This window comes from Arthrobacter globiformis (genome assembly GCF_030817195.1).
Lineage (GTDB): Bacteria > Actinomycetota > Actinomycetes > Actinomycetales > Micrococcaceae > Arthrobacter > Arthrobacter globiformis_D.
Genome location: NZ_JAUSYZ010000001.1, coordinates 432723 through 447857, shown reverse-complemented (window position 1 = coordinate 447857; position 15135 = coordinate 432723). Strand labels below are relative to the sequence as shown.

The following is a 15135-nucleotide window of genomic DNA, read 5'->3' as shown; positions in this document are numbered from 1 at the left end:
AAGCTGGCCCCATGCCACCTACTGAACAGAACGGAAGCAACCGCACGCTGGAGCGTGCCGCCGCGATCCTCGACGCGGTGGGCCGGTCGGCCGTGTCAGCCAGTGAGCTGTCCCGGCGGACCGGCCTCTCGCTGTCCACAGCGCACCGCCTGGCCCTGCAGATGGTGGACTACGGCTTCCTCCGACGCACCGAGGGCGGCACCTTCCGGCTCGGGCAGCGGTTCGTCCGTTCGGCCCTGGAAAACGTTGCCCTGCCCGTGCTCCATGAGCTCCGCGACCGCACCGGCGAGACCGCGCAGCTCTGGGTCCGGCGGGGGGACGAACGCGTCTGCCTCATCAGCGCAGACAGCCGCCACGAACTGCGCGCCACCCTGCCGCCCGGCTCGCGCCTCCCCCTGCCCGCCGGCTCCAGCGGCAGGCTTCTCGCAGCCGACGACGAGGTGCTGGCCGAGCTGGCTTCGGCGGGCTGGATTGAATCGGTGGGGTCCCGCACCCCCGGCCTCGGATCCATCAGCGCGCCGGTACAGACGGAGGAGGGAATCATCGCCGCTGTCTGCCTCGCCATGCCCCTGGCCCGGGTCACCGGTTCCCCCGGCCAGGACCACGGCGCCGTCGTGCTGCAGGCGGCACGGCGGATCGAGGAAGCGGTGCGCGAAGGGCGTTAGGGTCCTGCTGGGGCCCTCTCGCAGCCACTCCCCGCCACTCCGGGCCAAAAACGTTGACAAAGTGTTGGTCCCGCGGTTCTACTTTTATGCAGGCACCGAACATGACGCACGCGAACCGTACGCGTGGACAGGCTCACATCAGAGCCCGTGGGGGCGGTGCACCAGCGGCCTACAGGCCACACATATTGGCATCCGGTAGACGCTGCGTACGCAGACATCCCGGAGCGCCCTGCCGCCGAATCGCGAGCGGCCCGAAAACCCTGAACAGCTCAAACGCTTCAACTCCCCAAAGGACACCCATGCCCAGCACCACGAAGACCATTGACATCCAGGTAGACGACCGCAAGATCCTCGACGAGAGGCTGGATGCCGCCGTCAGGTGCCTTCAGGAGGCGGCCATGCTCACCGGAACACACGGGATCATGGTGACGCGCAACAGGCCCGGGGACTACACCGCCACGCTCTCCGACCAGGTCCCATTCGGCATGACCCGCGAAATTATCCTCTAAACTTTGGGGACCTTAACCCGTCCCCGGTATCCGGGAATACCTGGCGGCGCCCGCTCGTTGAGTCCTGCGAATGCGCGCCGTCCGGCGCACAGCCGAAGGAGTAAAAACCATGGCAACTGACTACGACGCCCCTCGCGTGGCCCAAGAGGACCAGCCGGCCAACGAGTCCCTTGAGGCCATCCAGTCCCGCCAGGGCGGATCCCAGACTGCCCTGCTTGATGTGGAAGAAGCCGACACCGCCGAAGGCATCGACCTTCCCGGTGCCGACCTGTCGCACGAAGAACTGCTGATCCAGGTTGTTCCGGTGCAGGAAGATGAGTTCACCTGCATGTCCTGCTTCCTGGTCCACCACCGCAGCCAGCTCGCGCGCGAAAAGGACGGCAAGAAGTACTGCTCGGAGTGTGAGGGCTAGCACCAGAGGGCTAGCTCTGAAGGGCCAGCACTGAGAAGATAGCGCTGTGCTGGCCCGGCTCCGATCGTCCTGGACCGCCGTCGTTCCCGTCGTCGGCCTGATCATGCTGGCCGTGACCTGGGGAGTTTCCCCCGGCCCGGTGCTGGCCACCGTCATCGCGGTAGTCCTGGTTGGCGTTGTCCTGGCGGCTGTGCATCACGCCGAAGTCGTGGCCGAGCGCGTCGGCGAGCCCTTCGGATCGCTTGTGCTGGCAGTCGCCGTCACCGTCATCGAGGTGGCCCTGATTGTCACCCTGATCGCGTCCGGCGGCGAGGGAAGCCACTCCCTGGCACGGGACACAGTCTTCGCGGCCGTCATGATCACGGCCAACGGCATTGTGGGGGTTGCCCTGCTCGTCGGCGCCCGAAAATATGGCATTCCGCGGTTCAACCCGGAGGGAGCCGGTGCGGCGCTGGCTGTGGTCACAACCCTCGCCACGCTTACGCTTGTCCTGCCCACCTTCACCTCGGCGCGGCCAGGGCCTGAATTTTCGCCCCTGCAGCTGGGCTTCGCGCCGTGGCTTCACTGGCGCTCTACGGCGTGTTTGTGCTGACCCAGACCGTCCGCCACCGCCACTTTTTCCTTCCGGTCGTGTCCGCCGACGACGGCGAAGACGGCCTGCATGGCCCCACCCCCACCAACCGGGCCACCTACACAAGCCTGGCGCTGCTGTGCGCGGCGCTGGTCGCCGTCGTCGGACTGGCCAAAACCGTATCCCCGGTCATCGAGGCGGGCGTGAGCCGCGCCGGGATCCCGGAGTCCTTCGTGGGCGTGGTCATCGCGCTCCTGGTCCTGCTGCCGGAGGGTCTCGCGGCCACCCGGGCCGCGTCGCGGAACAGGATCCAGATCAGCCTCAACCTGGCCTACGGCTCCGCGATCGCCAGCATCGGCCTGACGATTCCCGCCATTGCCGTGGCCAGCATCTGGCTGCAGGGACCGCTGACGCTGGGGCTCGGCGGCACGCAGATAGTCCTGTTCCTGCTGACGGTCATCGTGGGGACACTCACCGTCGTGCCCGGCCGCGCCACGCGCCTGCAGGGCGCCATTCACCTGGTGCTGTTCGCCGCATTCCTCTTCCTCGCCATGTTCCCGTAGCCTCCGTCAGGGCTCCGAGCGGCGGTCAGCCGGCTCCAACTGCCGCTTCGATATCATGGCTTCATGACTTCCCCTCCAGGGAGCGACGATGACCTCCTGCTCGAGCGGCAGCTCTGCTTCGCCCTCGCTGTCGCCTCGCGCACCGTCATCGGCGCCTACCGACCCGTGCTGCAGGAGCTCAACCTCACCCACCCGCAGTACCTGGTGATGCTGGCGCTGTGGGAGAAGAGCCCGCGTTCAGTCAAGGAAATCAGCGACGCCCTCCTCCTGGTCCCGGCCACCCTTTCCCCGTTGCTCAAGAGGCTCGAGGCCCTGGGATACGTCACCCGCCGGCGCGTTCCCGGGGATGAACGCTCCCTTGCGGTCGGCCTGACCCCAGAAGGGACCGCGCTCCGCGACAAGGCGATGGGCGTGCCCGGCACCATGCTGGCCAAGCTCGGCCTCACCCGCGCCCAGGCGGAGGACATCCACGTTGCCATGACGCAGCTCATCGAATCAGCCCAGATCGATCACACCCTGCAGGCGGACCCCAACGTGGAAGACGAAGCCACGGCCTAACCCGGAGACAGAGAAGGCCGACGGCAGTTGGCCCAACCAAGCGGAATATTGCCTGCCAGAGGTAGGATTTACTGGCATGAGGCCAGTCGCCGACAACCGTGAAGATCCTGATGACGTCCGCACCCGTATTGTGGTCACCGCCTACCAATTGTTCTCCCACCGCGGAATCCGTGACGTCGGCGTCGACGAGCTGATCCGCGCCTCGGGAGTCGCCAAGTCGACGTTCTACCGGCATTTCCCCTCGAAGGACGACGTAGCACTGGCCTTTTTGAAGCGCCGGGACGAGCTGTGGATGATGGGGTCGGTGGTCCCGGAAGCCAAGAGCAGGGCAGACAACCCCGAAGACCAGCTGCTGGCCATCTTCGACGTGTACGACCAGTGGTTCCAAGAGGATGACTTTGAAGCCTGTTCGTTCGTGAAGGTGCTGCTGGAAATGGGGGCCACGCATCCGCTGGGGCGGGCCAGCATTGAGTATCTGGCGCGAATCCGCCAGCAGGTACGGCTCTTGGCGGACGAAGCAGGCCTGGAGGACCCCGAGGCGTTCGCCCTCTCCTGGCACATCCTCATGAAAGGCTCGATCATCGCCGCCGCCGAGGGTGACAGGCTCTCGGCCCGCCGCGCCCGGCGGATGGCCAGCGGACTTATCGCCACGCACCGCCCGGCCTAGTTCCGACGGAGTTTTTGTACAGATAATGGGCTCTAAAGCCCCCTCAACTCGCGGTAGCTGTACAAAAACTCCGTGGAATTAGAGCACGACGGCGGTAAGCGCCTGGTCGTAGATGTCCAGGGCCGTGGCCACTTCCTTGGGCGTCACGACGGCGGGCGGGACCACGTGGATGCGGTTGTCCGCGATGAAGGGCAGCAGGCCGAGGCGCAGCAGTTCTGCTTTGAGACGGCCCATGTACTCGGCGGGAACCGGCGTCCGAGTGGACGGGTCCTGGACGAGTTCCAGCGCCCAGAAGACGCCGCGGCCGCGGACCTCGCCGATGACGCCGTGGCGCTCGGCAAGCGCACGAAGGCCGGGTTCCAGGTGGTCGCGGCCGAGCCGCGCGGCGTTGCCGACGATGTCCTCTTCCTCGAAGGCCTCGATGGACGCTACGACTGAGGCTGCGGCGAGGGGGTGCCCGGAGTAGGTCAGCCCGCCGGGGAAGACGCGCTCGTCGAAGGTGGCCGCGATGTCGCCGGAGATAATCACGCCGCCCACCGGGACGTAGCCGGAGTTCACGCCCTTGGCGAAGGTGATGAGGTCCGGGGTGACGTTGAACGCGTCCAGGGCGAACCAGTCGCCGGTGCGTCCGAAGCCGGCCATGACTTCATCGAGGATCATCACGATGCCGTACTCGTCGCACAGCTCGCGCACGCCTTCGAGGTAGCCGGGGGTCGGGACGAGGATGCCGGCCGTGCCGGGGACGGTTTCGAGCAGGAGGGCTGCGACCGACTGCGGACCTTCGGCCTGGACGACGCGGCGCAGGTGGTGCAGTGCGCGCTCGGTCTCCTGTTCCGGCGTCTCTGCCCAGAATTCGGACCGGTAGAGGTACGGTCCGAAAACGTGGACGTGGCCCCGGGCGTATTCGTTGGGGATGCGGCGCCAGTCACCGGTGGCCACGATCGCCGAGCCCGTGTTGCCGTGGTACGAACGGTAGCGGGAGATGACCTTGTCGCGGCCGGTGTGCAGGCGGGCCATGCGGATGGCGTTTTCGTTCGCGTCCGCGCCTCCGTTGGTGAAGAAGACCTTCTCCATGTTGGCCGGGGCATGGGACAGGATCTTGGCTGCAGCCGTGCCGCGGACATGGTTGGCGTGGGCCGGCGCAACGGTGGCCAGGCTGGTTGCCTGCTGCGCAATGGCGGCGATGACCTTGGGGTGCTGGTGGCCGATGTTGGTGTTCACCAGCTGGCTGGAGAAGTCCAGGTAGGTGTTGCCGTCGTGGTCCCAGACCGTGCTGCCGGACCCGCCGGCGATGGCCATCGGGGTGAGGGCTTTCTGCGCCGACCAGGAATGGAAGACGTTGGCCCGGTCCAGGGCGACGACGTCGGCATTGGAGACAGCGCTGCTAGCGGCTGCGTTGGTGACTGCGGCCGTGACCGCTTCATCGAAGAGTGCCTGGCTGGCGACCATGACGGTTCCTCTCGGTGGAAGGAATGGGGAGTTCCTTCATCATCCGGTCCACGCCCACCGCGACCCCATATACCTTTGTACAATCAGTCCAATCCGATTCGACGTTTTCACATCCTAGGGGTCCGGCATGCCGCCAAGCCTGAACGTCCTTCTCCGCAGCCGGGCGTTGAAGCTTCGCCTCGTTGTGCCGGAAGTGGGTTCCATCCAACTCGACGAGCCGATCACCTGGGTCCACAGCTCCGATTTGGCGGACCCCACGCCGTTCCTCGACGCCGGGCAGCTGCTGCTCACCGACGGCACGCAGTTCCCGACGGATGGCAGGGAGCCGACGACGGCGGGCGCCACTTCCGGGGGCAAGGCACCGGACGTGCCAAACGGCTCAGCCTATGACGAGTACGTGGAGCGTCTGGTGGGGCATGGCATCGCGGGCCTGGGGTTCGCGACGCAGGTGATCCACGGGACGCTGCCGCCGGCGCTGGAGGAAGCCTGCCGGAAACACGGGCTGCCGTTATTGGAGGTCCCGGACCGGACGCCGTTCATCGCGATCATCCGCATGGTGGCCGACTACCTGGCCAAGGAGGAACATGCCCGGGCGGAATGGTCGCTACAGGCACAGCGCGCCATCTCCCGCGCGGCCCTCCGCCCGGACGGGCTGACCTCGATCCTCGGGGAGCTGGAACGCCAGCTGCACAGCTGGGTGGCGCTCTACGACGCCGCGGGCAACTACGTCCGGATGCCGAGGAACCGTCCGGTTCCCTCCGACATTGCCGGCGAGGTCACGGCGAAGGTCCGCAATGCCCTGGACCTGGGGACACGTTCGGCCTCGCATCTGCTCATCGGCGGCCAGTCCGTGACACTGCAGACTCTTGGCCGGAAGGGCAGCCTCCGCGGTGCGCTGGCCCTGGGGGCCATCGAGCCCCTGGACCCGGCACGGACGGACATCGTCAACAGCGTGATCGGTCTGGCCAGCCTGGCGCTTGAGCAGGCCCGCACCCTCGATACCGCCCGCAGGCACCTCCGCGCCGGTGTCTTCGAGCAGCTGCTGGCGGGCAGCACCGACGTCGCGGCTAGAACGGCGCGGCAGGTGTGGGGACAGCTGCCGCGGGAGCCGCTGCTGGTGACCGCCTCGCGGCAGGAGAACCCGGCACCGAACCTGCTCGAGGCGCTGGAACTGCTCGCCGACGATTACCGGGGCGCGGTGTTCTATGCCCTGCGCGGCGACCTTTTGGTGGTCCTGGCCGGGCGGCTGCACCAGGACAAGGTTCTGGAGCTGCTGCAGCGGCACGGCGCCTGCGGTGTTTCCGCCGAGACGGCGATCGCGGGGCTTTCCGGCGCCCTGGAAGAAGCCACCCGCGCGCTGCGGCGCGCGGCAGAACTGGGGCGGACCGCCGTCGAATTTTCCGAACTGTCCGACAGCGGGATGCTCGGCCTGCTGCGCGAGGAGAAGGCCGGTCCTGTGGCGCGCGGACTGCTGCAGCCGCTGATCGCACACGACGCGGCGGAACAGACGGAACTGCTGGTCACAGTGCGGGAGTGGTTCGCGAACGACTGCGTGTGGGACAAGACAGCCCGGCGCCTCGGCGTCCACCGCCACACGCTGCGGAACCGCGTGGACGCCGCCGGCAGGATCCTTGGGCTGAACCTGGACGGCATGCGGGACCGGCTCGAGCTGTTCGCCGCATTGCAGTTCCTCGACGCCGTGCAGTTCCTGGAAGAGACCCAGTTGCGGAAGGGATGAAAGAGGACAGGCCCCCGACGTTGCGCCGGAGGTCCTGCCCTCTTATTCACTGCAATTCGCTGTGTTCCGCGTGATTAGTTCTGCGGGAAGCCGAGGTTGATGCCGCCGTGGCTCGGGTCCAGCCAGCGGGAGGTGATGGCCTTTTCGCGGGTGAAGAACTGGAAGCCCTGCAGGCCGTACGCCTTGGAGCTGCCGAAGATCGAGTCCTTGAAGCCGCCGAAGGAGTAGTAGGCCACGGGCACGGGGATGGGCACGTTGATGCCCACCATGCCCACTTCGACCTCGTTCTGGAAGCGGCGGGCTGCGCCGCCGTCGTTGGTGAAAATCGCGGTGCCGTTGCCGAAGGCGCCGCAGTTGATCAGGTCCAGGCCCTCCTCGTAGCTGCGTACGCGGACCACGGCCAGGACGGGGCCGAAGATCTCTTCCGTGTAGACGCGTGAGGTGACCGGGACGTCGTCGATCAGGGTGGGGCCGAGCCAGAAGCCGTTCTCGTCGCCGTCAACGTTGATGCCGCGGCCATCCACCACCACTTTGGCACCGTCCTCGATGGCGACGTCGATGTAGGAGGCCACCTTGTCGCGGTGCTGGCGGGTGACCAGCGGGCCCATGTCGCAGTTGCGGCGGCCGTCGCCGATCCGAAGTGTGGCCATGCGGGAGGTGATCTTTTCGATCAGTTCGTCGGCGACGGGCTCGACGGCGACCACGACACTGATGGCCATGCAGCGTTCACCGGCGGAACCGAAGCCGGCGTTGATGGCGGCGTCGGCTGTCAGGTCGAGGTCGGCGTCGGGCAGGACCAGCATGTGGTTCTTGGCACCGCCGAGAGCCTGGACGCGCTTGCCGTTGCGTGCGGCGGTCTCGTAGATGTATTGGGCGATCGGGGTGGACCCGACGAAGGAGATGGCCTTCACGTCGGGGTGCTCCAGGAGGCCATCGACCGCTTCCTTGTCGCCGTGCAGGACGTTGAAGACGCCGTTCGGCAGCCCCGCTTCGGTGAACAGCTCGGCGAGCCAGTTGGCCGCCGACGGGTCCTTTTCGCTCGGCTTCAGGACCACGGCGTTGCCGGCCGCGATGGCGATCGGCAGGAACCACAGCGGCACCATCGCGGGGAAGTTGAACGGGCTGATGATGCCCACGACGCCGAGGGGTGACTTGGTGGAGTAGACGTCCACGCCGCTGGAGACGTTCTCGGAGTGCTCGCCCTTGATCAGGTGCGGGAAGCCGGTGGCCAGTTCCACGACCTCCAGGCCGCGGGTGATTTCGCCCAGTGCGTCGGAGACTACCTTGCCGTGCTCGGCCGTAATGATGTGGGCCAGTTCGCCCTTGCGCTCGTTCAGCAGTTCGCGGAAGCGGAAGATGATCTGCTGGCGCTTGGTGATGGACAGGTCGCGCCAGGCCGGGAAGGCCTTCTGCGCGGAGGAGATGGCGGCCTCGATGTCGCCGGCATTGGCAAGGGCCACCCGTTTGGTCTCGGTGCCGCGGGCTGGGTCGAAGACCGGCGCGGTGCGGTCACCGGAGGAGAGTGCTTCTTCTCCCCCAATCCAGTGGGACAGTACGGGAAGGTCCTGGTTTTCTGACACGCTTCTTCTCGCTTTCAGGATGGTTGGCAGGGGCGCCGGTGCGGCTTGCTAGCCACCGTAGTTGGGCCACACGGCGGCCAGCGCCCTACATTTGTCACACCTGTTAGATGCAGATCGACATATGTACACGTCCGACGGCGGACCGCGCGGCCCTACGGTGATGTCACCAGCACGTCCAACCAGGAGCCCCCATGAAACGACGCTGCCCCGCCCCTGCCGCCACCCAATCGGAAGCCGCCGCCGTCCGCACCGGCGAACACTGCCCCCAGACCGGATGGTGGTACCCGCTGCAGGCCGAGCCTGCAGCGCCTGCGTCGGCAGCGGCCGGCCTGACCCAGAGGTACGTGGGTCAGGGAAGCGTCATGCCGGCGATCGGCGGTTCACCCTCCCTCTGGCTGCCAAGCCGGAACGGCTGGCCACGATCCCCCCACCCCTATACGCGCGCCCGCGAAGCCGTTACACTTTGTCAGACAATCTGCAGCGTCTAAGGCAGACCGGAACCTAGCAATTGGGGAAGAGCATGGCGGAAACGCACCTGTCACCCGAGCCCATATCCCTGCCTGTGAGAATGTCACCCGTGGCCTCTGTTTCCCGCCGGGACGGCGTGGTCAACGAAATCCGCCGCGCGGTGGTGCTGGGCACCATCAAACCGGGCGAAAAGCTGACGGAAGTCCAGCTGTCCGAATGGCTCAATGTCAGCAGGCCCACGGTCCGCGAAGCACTGAACCAGATGGCACAGGAAGGCCTCCTTGTTCAAGAGCCCTACCGCGGGCTCCGGGTGGCCACCCTGGATACGACCGCCATTATGGACCTGGCAAACACCCGCATGGCGCTGGACATGCTCGCGGTCACAGCGATCATCGAAGACGAGACCGGGCGCCGCATGCGCATGGTTGAGGAAAGCTGGGCCGAGTACAGCCGCGTGGAGATGGACCCGGATCCCGTGGTGCGGCACGAAAGCCACGTGGCCTTCCACCGCAAGCTGTGGGCCGCGTCGGAGAACGCGCTGCTGCTGCGACTCTGGCCCGTCACCGAAGCCCACGTCACCATCATCCTCGCCCAGGACCAGGCTACCCGCGCAGACCCCGTCCGCGCCCACCGCGTGCACGAGAAGCTCGTCAAGGCCATTCGGACCAAAGACCTTGAGGTCATCAGGAAAGCCTTCGCCGAACACACGATCGACAGCGCGAAGGAACTCATCGCGCTGCTGGACACACAACGTGCGGCCGCACCCCAGACGGATAAAAAGAAGAAGGAGTAACAGCCCATGAAGATTCTTATTGTTGGCGCAAACGGCCTGCTCGGTTCCGCGGCAGTCGCAGCACTCAAGGGACGGCACGAGGTACTCGAAGCCTCCCGCTCGAGCGATATCAGCGTGGACCTGGCCGAACCTGACTCGATCCGGCGCATGTTCGATCAGGTGGGCACGGTAGATGCCGCCATCTCCTGCACCGGCTCGGTTCCCTTCAAGCCGCTCGCCGAGCTCACGGACAAGGACTTCACGTCCGGCTTTGAGGACAAGGTCCTTGGCCAGGTCAACCTGGTGCAGCTCGGCGCCGAGTACATTTCCGACGGCGGCTCCTTCACGCTGACCAGCGGCGTCCTCGCCCGTGAGCCCATCCTGACCGGCGCCGCGGCATCGCTGGCCAACGGCGCCCTCGAGTCGTTCGTGATGGCCGCCGCCGCCGAACTGCCCCGCGGCATCCGGATCAATGCCGTCAGCCCCACAGTTCTGGCCGAGGCGTCCGGCTATCACGAGTTCTTCCCGGGGTTCTCGCAGGTGCCCGCCGATGAGGTTGGACGCGCATACGTGAAGTCGGTCGAGGGCATCCAGACCGGCCAGGTCTTCGCACTGGACTAAGCCAGACCACAATAGATCCACCCTAGAAGGGCGGGGGTTCTGGCTCCTTGGGCGGGTAAAGGGCTTTGCCGAAATCCACCGCTTCGGTGCTGTATTCCCTGCCAAGCGGCGAACGCCACTCAAGATCCCCGGTTGGGGACGACTGCCTGTAGCTCCAGGCGCCGATGGACTTCAGCGCATGGTGCTTTCGGCAGAGCATTGCCAGGTTGCCGGCGTCGGTGGCGCCACCGTCCTGCCACTCGATGGTGTGGTCGGGTTCGCAGGCGGCGGCCCGGCGCGTGCATCCCGGGAATCGGCAGGTCCCGTCACGGCAGTATAGGTACCGGCGCAGTGCCTTCGGTGGACGGTAGGCCACACGGCCCACACCCAGGGCCTGGCCAGTGGTGCAGTCAGTGAAGAGCCGCTGCCACGTGGGCGCAAGGGCCGCCAGGCGCCGGACCGTGGCAGCGTCAACGGGACCGTAGCCTTCGAGTTCGGCTGTTCCTGAGCCGTCGCCGAGGACAAGGCCGTCACCGAGGACACCACCGTCACCGAGGACGAGTCCGACGGGAATGGTCACCACAACTTCGGCGCGGAATGCCCCAGATTCCGACTCATCAGATGCGCCCAAAAAACGGTACACGAACGCATCAGCGCGGAGCTCCGAGAGCGTGCGGGGATCGGGAGGTGCGCTGCGCCCAAGAGCAGCGCCGGGCCCAGGAAGGGACACGGGCTCTGCAGCCCGTGCGCTGGCCTCCCGTGCATCGCGGTCGAGCCCATTAAAGATGGCCATCCCGACTTCCGCCGTGAGGACCGCGGATAGCGTGCACATGCCGTCCGGCTCGGGCGTGAACCAGACACCGCGCTCACGCCGGGCAGACTCCTTACGCGCCGCGAGGCTCTCGGGATGAAGGCTCTCGCGCAACCGCCGCAGGCAGGCACGCAACTCGGACGGGGTGCGGCGACGGCCCTGCCGTGTCCGCGTGCGCTGCAGTGCCACCGCAGCGAACATTTCGGCCTGCTCGGCAGGCAGGGAGCGGGCCTGGTCGAGAATGATCTGGGCGTGCGCCTCGGAGATCTCGCCCGCCTCAACCGCCTCAAGAACTTCCCACTGGGACGTCGTCAGATCCGCGGCATTATTCAGGAAGCGCGCGGCTGCGCCTTCCGTGAGCGCACAGCCGGTGGACACTTCACTGACGGCGAGCGCATGGACCTCGTCCCCGCCAAAGCGCACCGGTTGGTTCTCTGGACGCCGGGGGGATTCTTCGCCAATCGCTTCTTCGACTCTCGCCAGGGCACGCATTTTCATGGCTATTGCCCAGGCGATGAGCCGGTCGGTCGACTCCACCATGGAGAGCGCCTCGTCGGCTGTGAGGAAGGAGGGGAGCGGAAAGCTCACGGTGCCTGTCAGCAGCGAATCCTCTTGGTCCGTGAAGTCGACAGCCGGAACCCACGCCTCGTCGTCGGTGACGAACGCATGGACGTCCATGCCGCCTCTCCCTCCCGGAAACCTGGCCTTCTGAAACCCACTTGCCGGCTTCTCCCCTGACCGGACACTCCCAGACTAGGGGGACGGTCCGACATTTAAGGGCCGATCGGGCACCGGTTGGCAGGCGAGAACCAATAGGTTTCACAGCTCCACAGGAGAACGAAAGTAGGTAGCAGCTCAGGGCCTTCCGGCCCTGAGAACGCCCTGAAGTGCTACCCAGTTGGGTGCCGTGGTGAGCACATTGCCGCAATATTTCCCCCGGTTCAAGGCCAACGAAAAAAGTACTGGACGTGGCTCGGGTCACAACGCTACTCTGGAACCAGCGCGCAGATTGTTTGACAATAAAACAACCAAACCATGACGGCGGCACACTGCTTACGCCGTCCCCCACCTCCCCAACCGGCAGCACCCCCGGCAGCCGGCCACAAATTTCCTTCGAGCTGTGGACGGCGCTTAGCGCCGCTGCCAGCCCGGTAACCCCGTTCCCGTAAAGAGGGTTTAAAAATGACCAAAACAAGCAAGATCGTCCTTGCTGTCCTCGCCATCGCCGTACTGTCCGCAGCCGCAGGCTTCTTCGGCAGCGGCTTCCGCGGCAACAGCGCCGCCGCTTCCACCGGCTCGGCCCAGGGCACGTTCATCGAGGAAATCAAGAAGCGCGGCGAGCTCCGCGTCGGCGTCGCAATCGCTCCGCCCATGACTGTCCAGCAGGCCGACGGAACGCTGGGCGGGCCCAACCTTATTCCGCTGGAGGAACTCGCCAAGCAGCTGGGCGTGAAACTGGTACCGGTGGCCGCGGAGTGGAAGAACATCGTGGCCGGCCTGCAGGCCAACCGTTACGACTTCGCAGCCAACCTGGACTACACCGTGGAGCGGTCACTGGCGATCTCCTTCACGAACCCCGTCTACGAATACCCCGGCGTGTTCGTGGTGAAGGCCAACTCGCCACACACCACCTCTGACCAGATCATCCAGAGCGGCGGCCAGATTGCAACCGCCCAGGGCGCAGCCCCGGAAGCCACACTGAAGGGCCTGACGTCCAAGATCATGCCCATGGATTCCTACTCGAACGCCATCTCCGCCATTCAGGCCGGCAGGGCCGTCGCCGAATTCACCGACCTTCCCACCGCTGAATCGCAGGCCCAGGCAGACAAGACACTGAAGATCATCGTGCCGGATCCGGCGATTTACTCGGGCACCGCCGCTTACGGTGTACCCGCCGGCGTTGACGCCCGTTCGATGCAGATCGTGAACATCGCCATCGAGCGCGCGCAGAAGAGCGGCAAGCTCGCCCAGGCCTACGCCAAGGTCAACTACTTCGAGGTGGACAACCTCGGCGACCTCCAGAAGAAGTGACCTGCCAGGAACTGATCTGGCAAGAAGTCACCCGGCAAGGAGCCAAGACATCATGAACTACAACTTCGACTGGGACGTGGTTGCCCGGGCACTGCCTGCAATGATGCAGGGCCTCGGAATCACCGTCCAGATCACCCTCATCACCATTGCCATCAGCATGGTCCTCGCCGTCCCCGTGGCCGTAGGACGCATGTCCAAGATCGAGGTCATCCGTTGGGCCGCCCAGGCGTACATCGAGGTATTCCGCTGCACGCCGCTGCTGGTCCAGCTGTTCTGGATCTTCTACGCCATGCCGGCACTCACCGGCGTCACCCTTCCCGGTGAGGTCTCGGCAGTCATCGCGCTGACGGCCAACCTTACGGCCTTCATGGCCGAGGCCTACCGCAGCGGTTTCCAGTCGGTGCCAGTGGAACAGGTCGAAGCCGGGCGGATGCTGCAGCTGAGCCGCTTCCAGCAGCTTCGCTACATCATCGTTCCGCAGGCCCTTCGCCAGCAGCTGCCGGTGATTCTGTCCCTGAACATCTCCCTGTTCAAGGACACGGCCCTCGTCTCCACCATCGCCGTCGCGGACCTGATGTTCATCTCCAACACCATCTCCTCCCAGACGTACCGGTCCCTGGAAGTCTTCACATTGGCCGCCATCGTCTACTTCGCCATCGCCTTCCCCGTGTCCCTGGCAACAAGCGCACTGGAACGCCGGATGCAGAACAGCTCCGGCATGGGCGGCCCGCCGCCCCGGAAACTCGTCTCCCGCATGATGCCGGGCTCCCGGACGCCTGGCTCACCGACGCCGGGTTCACGGACCGCAGACTCGCGGACGGCGGTGCCGGCATGAGCCACTCCGCACCCAGCCACTCGACAGCCGGCACGCAGCTTTCCAGCCGCCAGCAGAAGGACAATGATGGAAGCGAACAGAAGGGCACCCAGGTGACAACTCTGGAGCACATCGCGGGCCGCGCCGGCAGCGGGCAGGTCCTGGTGGAGGCCCGCGGCCTCCAGAAGAGCTTCGGCCCCCGGCAGATCCTCAGGAACGTCGACTTCCAGATGAACAAGGGCGACATCACCGTCATCATCGGCAAGAGCGGCTCCGGCAAGTCCACCCTGCTGCGAGCCCTGGCCGGACTCACCGACCCCGACGAGGGCCAGATCATCGTCGACGGCCAGACCGTATTCACCGAACAGCAGCGCACCAAGGAATGGGACAGCGTCCGCTCCGAAGTCGGCATGGTCTTCCAGACCTACACGCTATGGCCGCACATGAACGTGCTGGACAACCTGGTCCTGGCACCCCGCAAGGTTCGCGGCGCCGGAGCAAAGGACGCCCGGGACCGCGCCGAGGCAGCACTGGCCGAAGTGGGCATGGCGCACCACATCCTCAGCAAGCCCACCCAGCTCTCCGGCGGTGAACGGCAGCGCGTCGCCATCGCCCGGGCCCTGATGATGAAGCCCAAACTCCTGCTCTGCGACGAGATCACCTCCGCCCTTGACCCGCCCGTCGCAGCCGAGGTCCTGGACGTTCTGCGCCGGCTGAAGGAGGAGGACGGCATCGCGGTGGCACTCGTCACCCATGACATGGCCTTTGCCTCCAAGGCAGCCGACCGCGTGGTGTTCTTCCACAACGGTGAAATCGCGGTCAATGCCACCCCGGAAGCCGCATTCGACAACTGCGACAACGAAGACCTCAAGAAGTTTGTGGACGCCGTCCGTTTCTAGCCCGGCCGGGTTAAAAAGCGGACCAAGA

At 65.9% G+C, this 15135-nt stretch carries 14 protein-coding genes and 1 pseudogene; 12 read left to right on the top strand and 3 right to left on the bottom strand.

Annotation, left to right across the window (positions count from 1 at the left end; genetic code table 11):
* Nucleotides 1-11 precede the first annotated feature (11 nt).
* The 6 genes and pseudogenes from QF036_RS02105 to QF036_RS02080 all read left to right on the top strand — a co-directional run bounded on the left by QF036_RS02105 (nt 12) and on the right by QF036_RS02080 (nt 3945).
* Nucleotides 12-665, top strand: coding sequence for an IclR family transcriptional regulator (locus QF036_RS02105; protein WP_307098778.1), 654 nt, complete (start codon nt 12-14; stop codon nt 663-665).
* 299 nt (nt 666-964) lie between these two features.
* Nucleotides 965-1174, top strand: a complete 210-nt coding sequence (locus tag QF036_RS02100; RefSeq protein WP_307098777.1) for a hypothetical protein — start codon at nt 965-967, stop codon at nt 1172-1174.
* Between the two features lie 109 nt (nt 1175-1283).
* Nucleotides 1284-1586 carry a DUF4193 domain-containing protein gene (locus QF036_RS02095; RefSeq protein WP_003802821.1) on the top strand — a complete coding sequence of 101 codons (303 nt, stop codon included), beginning with the start codon at nt 1284-1286 and terminating at the stop codon, nt 1584-1586.
* 103 nt (nt 1587-1689) lie between these two features.
* Nucleotides 1690-2720, top strand: a pseudogene (locus QF036_RS02090) (calcium:proton antiporter).
* Between the two features lie 63 nt (nt 2721-2783).
* On the top strand, nt 2784-3278 hold the full coding sequence (locus QF036_RS02085; RefSeq protein ID WP_307098775.1) for a MarR family winged helix-turn-helix transcriptional regulator: 495 nt from the start codon (nt 2784-2786) through the stop codon (nt 3276-3278).
* 76 nt (nt 3279-3354) lie between these two features.
* Nucleotides 3355-3945 (top strand): TetR/AcrR family transcriptional regulator, encoded by a 591-nt coding sequence (locus QF036_RS02080; RefSeq protein WP_307098773.1) that lies wholly within the window; start codon nt 3355-3357, stop codon nt 3943-3945.
* 78 nt (nt 3946-4023) lie between these two features.
* Here the strand turns inward: QF036_RS02080 and QF036_RS02075 are convergent, their stop codons facing one another.
* Nucleotides 4024-5394, bottom strand: coding sequence for an aspartate aminotransferase family protein (locus QF036_RS02075; protein WP_307098771.1), 1371 nt, complete (start codon nt 5392-5394; stop codon nt 4024-4026).
* A 127-nt stretch (nt 5395-5521) separates the two neighbouring features.
* On the opposite strand from QF036_RS02075, the gene QF036_RS02070 reads away from it, so the two are divergent.
* Entirely contained in the window at nt 5522-7132 is a 1611-nt protein-coding gene (locus QF036_RS02070; protein WP_307098769.1) for a PucR family transcriptional regulator, read from the top strand.
* Between the two features lie 74 nt (nt 7133-7206).
* Here the strand turns inward: QF036_RS02070 and QF036_RS02065 are convergent, their stop codons facing one another.
* Entirely contained in the window at nt 7207-8712 is a 1506-nt protein-coding gene (locus tag QF036_RS02065; RefSeq protein WP_307098766.1) for a CoA-acylating methylmalonate-semialdehyde dehydrogenase, read from the bottom strand.
* 568 nt (nt 8713-9280) lie between these two features.
* Here QF036_RS02065 and QF036_RS02060 point away from each other — a divergent pair.
* A complete protein-coding gene (locus QF036_RS02060) occupies nt 9281-9973 on the top strand; it encodes a GntR family transcriptional regulator (protein ID WP_307105732.1) in 693 nt (230 codons plus the stop codon).
* 6 nt (nt 9974-9979) lie between these two features.
* Nucleotides 9980-10573: a short chain dehydrogenase gene (locus QF036_RS02055; protein ID WP_307098764.1), complete on the top strand. Its 594-nt coding sequence runs from the start codon at nt 9980-9982 to the stop codon at nt 10571-10573.
* A gap of 22 nt (nt 10574-10595) precedes the next feature.
* On the opposite strand, the gene QF036_RS02050 is transcribed toward QF036_RS02055, so the two are convergent.
* Nucleotides 10596-12041, bottom strand: a complete 1446-nt coding sequence (locus QF036_RS02050) for an HNH endonuclease (RefSeq protein WP_307098762.1) — start codon at nt 12039-12041, stop codon at nt 10596-10598.
* Between the two features lie 504 nt (nt 12042-12545).
* Here QF036_RS02050 and QF036_RS02045 point away from each other — a divergent pair.
* The 3 genes from QF036_RS02045 to QF036_RS02035 are packed head-to-tail and all read left to right on the top strand — an operon-like array spanning nt 12546 to nt 15107.
* Nucleotides 12546-13394 carry a substrate-binding periplasmic protein gene (locus QF036_RS02045; protein WP_307098760.1) on the top strand — a complete coding sequence of 283 codons (849 nt, stop codon included), beginning with the start codon at nt 12546-12548 and terminating at the stop codon, nt 13392-13394.
* Between the two features lie 52 nt (nt 13395-13446).
* Nucleotides 13447-14229 (top strand): amino acid ABC transporter permease, encoded by a 783-nt coding sequence (locus tag QF036_RS02040; protein ID WP_307098759.1) that lies wholly within the window; start codon nt 13447-13449, stop codon nt 14227-14229.
* Nucleotides 14226-15107, top strand: a complete 882-nt coding sequence (locus tag QF036_RS02035) for an amino acid ABC transporter ATP-binding protein (RefSeq protein ID WP_307098757.1) — start codon at nt 14226-14228, stop codon at nt 15105-15107. The genes QF036_RS02040 and QF036_RS02035 overlap by 4 nt, the downstream gene beginning before the upstream one ends.
* Nucleotides 15108-15135: the final 28 nt, after the last annotated feature.

Bases quoted from the DNA above. Each gene is read 5' to 3' on its own strand.
- QF036_RS02095 (WP_003802821.1), top strand. From the start codon at position 1,284: ATGGCAACTGACTACGACGCCCCTCGCGTGGCCCAAGAGGACCAGCCG.
- QF036_RS02050 (WP_307098762.1), bottom strand. From the start codon at position 12,041: ATGGACGTCCATGCGTTCGTCACCGACGACGAGGCGTGGGTTCCGGCT.
- QF036_RS02075 (WP_307098771.1), bottom strand. From the start codon at position 5,394: ATGGTCGCCAGCCAGGCACTCTTCGATGAAGCGGTCACGGCCGCAGTC.
- QF036_RS02080 (WP_307098773.1), top strand. From the start codon at position 3,355: ATGAGGCCAGTCGCCGACAACCGTGAAGATCCTGATGACGTCCGCACC.
- QF036_RS02100 (WP_307098777.1), top strand. From the start codon at position 965: ATGCCCAGCACCACGAAGACCATTGACATCCAGGTAGACGACCGCAAG.
- QF036_RS02040 (WP_307098759.1), top strand. From the start codon at position 13,447: ATGAACTACAACTTCGACTGGGACGTGGTTGCCCGGGCACTGCCTGCA.
- QF036_RS02105 (WP_307098778.1), top strand. From the start codon at position 12: ATGCCACCTACTGAACAGAACGGAAGCAACCGCACGCTGGAGCGTGCC.
- QF036_RS02055 (WP_307098764.1), top strand. From the start codon at position 9,980: ATGAAGATTCTTATTGTTGGCGCAAACGGCCTGCTCGGTTCCGCGGCA.
- QF036_RS02035 (WP_307098757.1), top strand. From the start codon at position 14,226: ATGAGCCACTCCGCACCCAGCCACTCGACAGCCGGCACGCAGCTTTCC.
- QF036_RS02045 (WP_307098760.1), top strand. From the start codon at position 12,546: ATGACCAAAACAAGCAAGATCGTCCTTGCTGTCCTCGCCATCGCCGTA.
- QF036_RS02070 (WP_307098769.1), top strand. From the start codon at position 5,522: ATGCCGCCAAGCCTGAACGTCCTTCTCCGCAGCCGGGCGTTGAAGCTT.
- QF036_RS02060 (WP_307105732.1), top strand. From the start codon at position 9,281: ATGTCACCCGTGGCCTCTGTTTCCCGCCGGGACGGCGTGGTCAACGAA.
- QF036_RS02085 (WP_307098775.1), top strand. From the start codon at position 2,784: ATGACTTCCCCTCCAGGGAGCGACGATGACCTCCTGCTCGAGCGGCAG.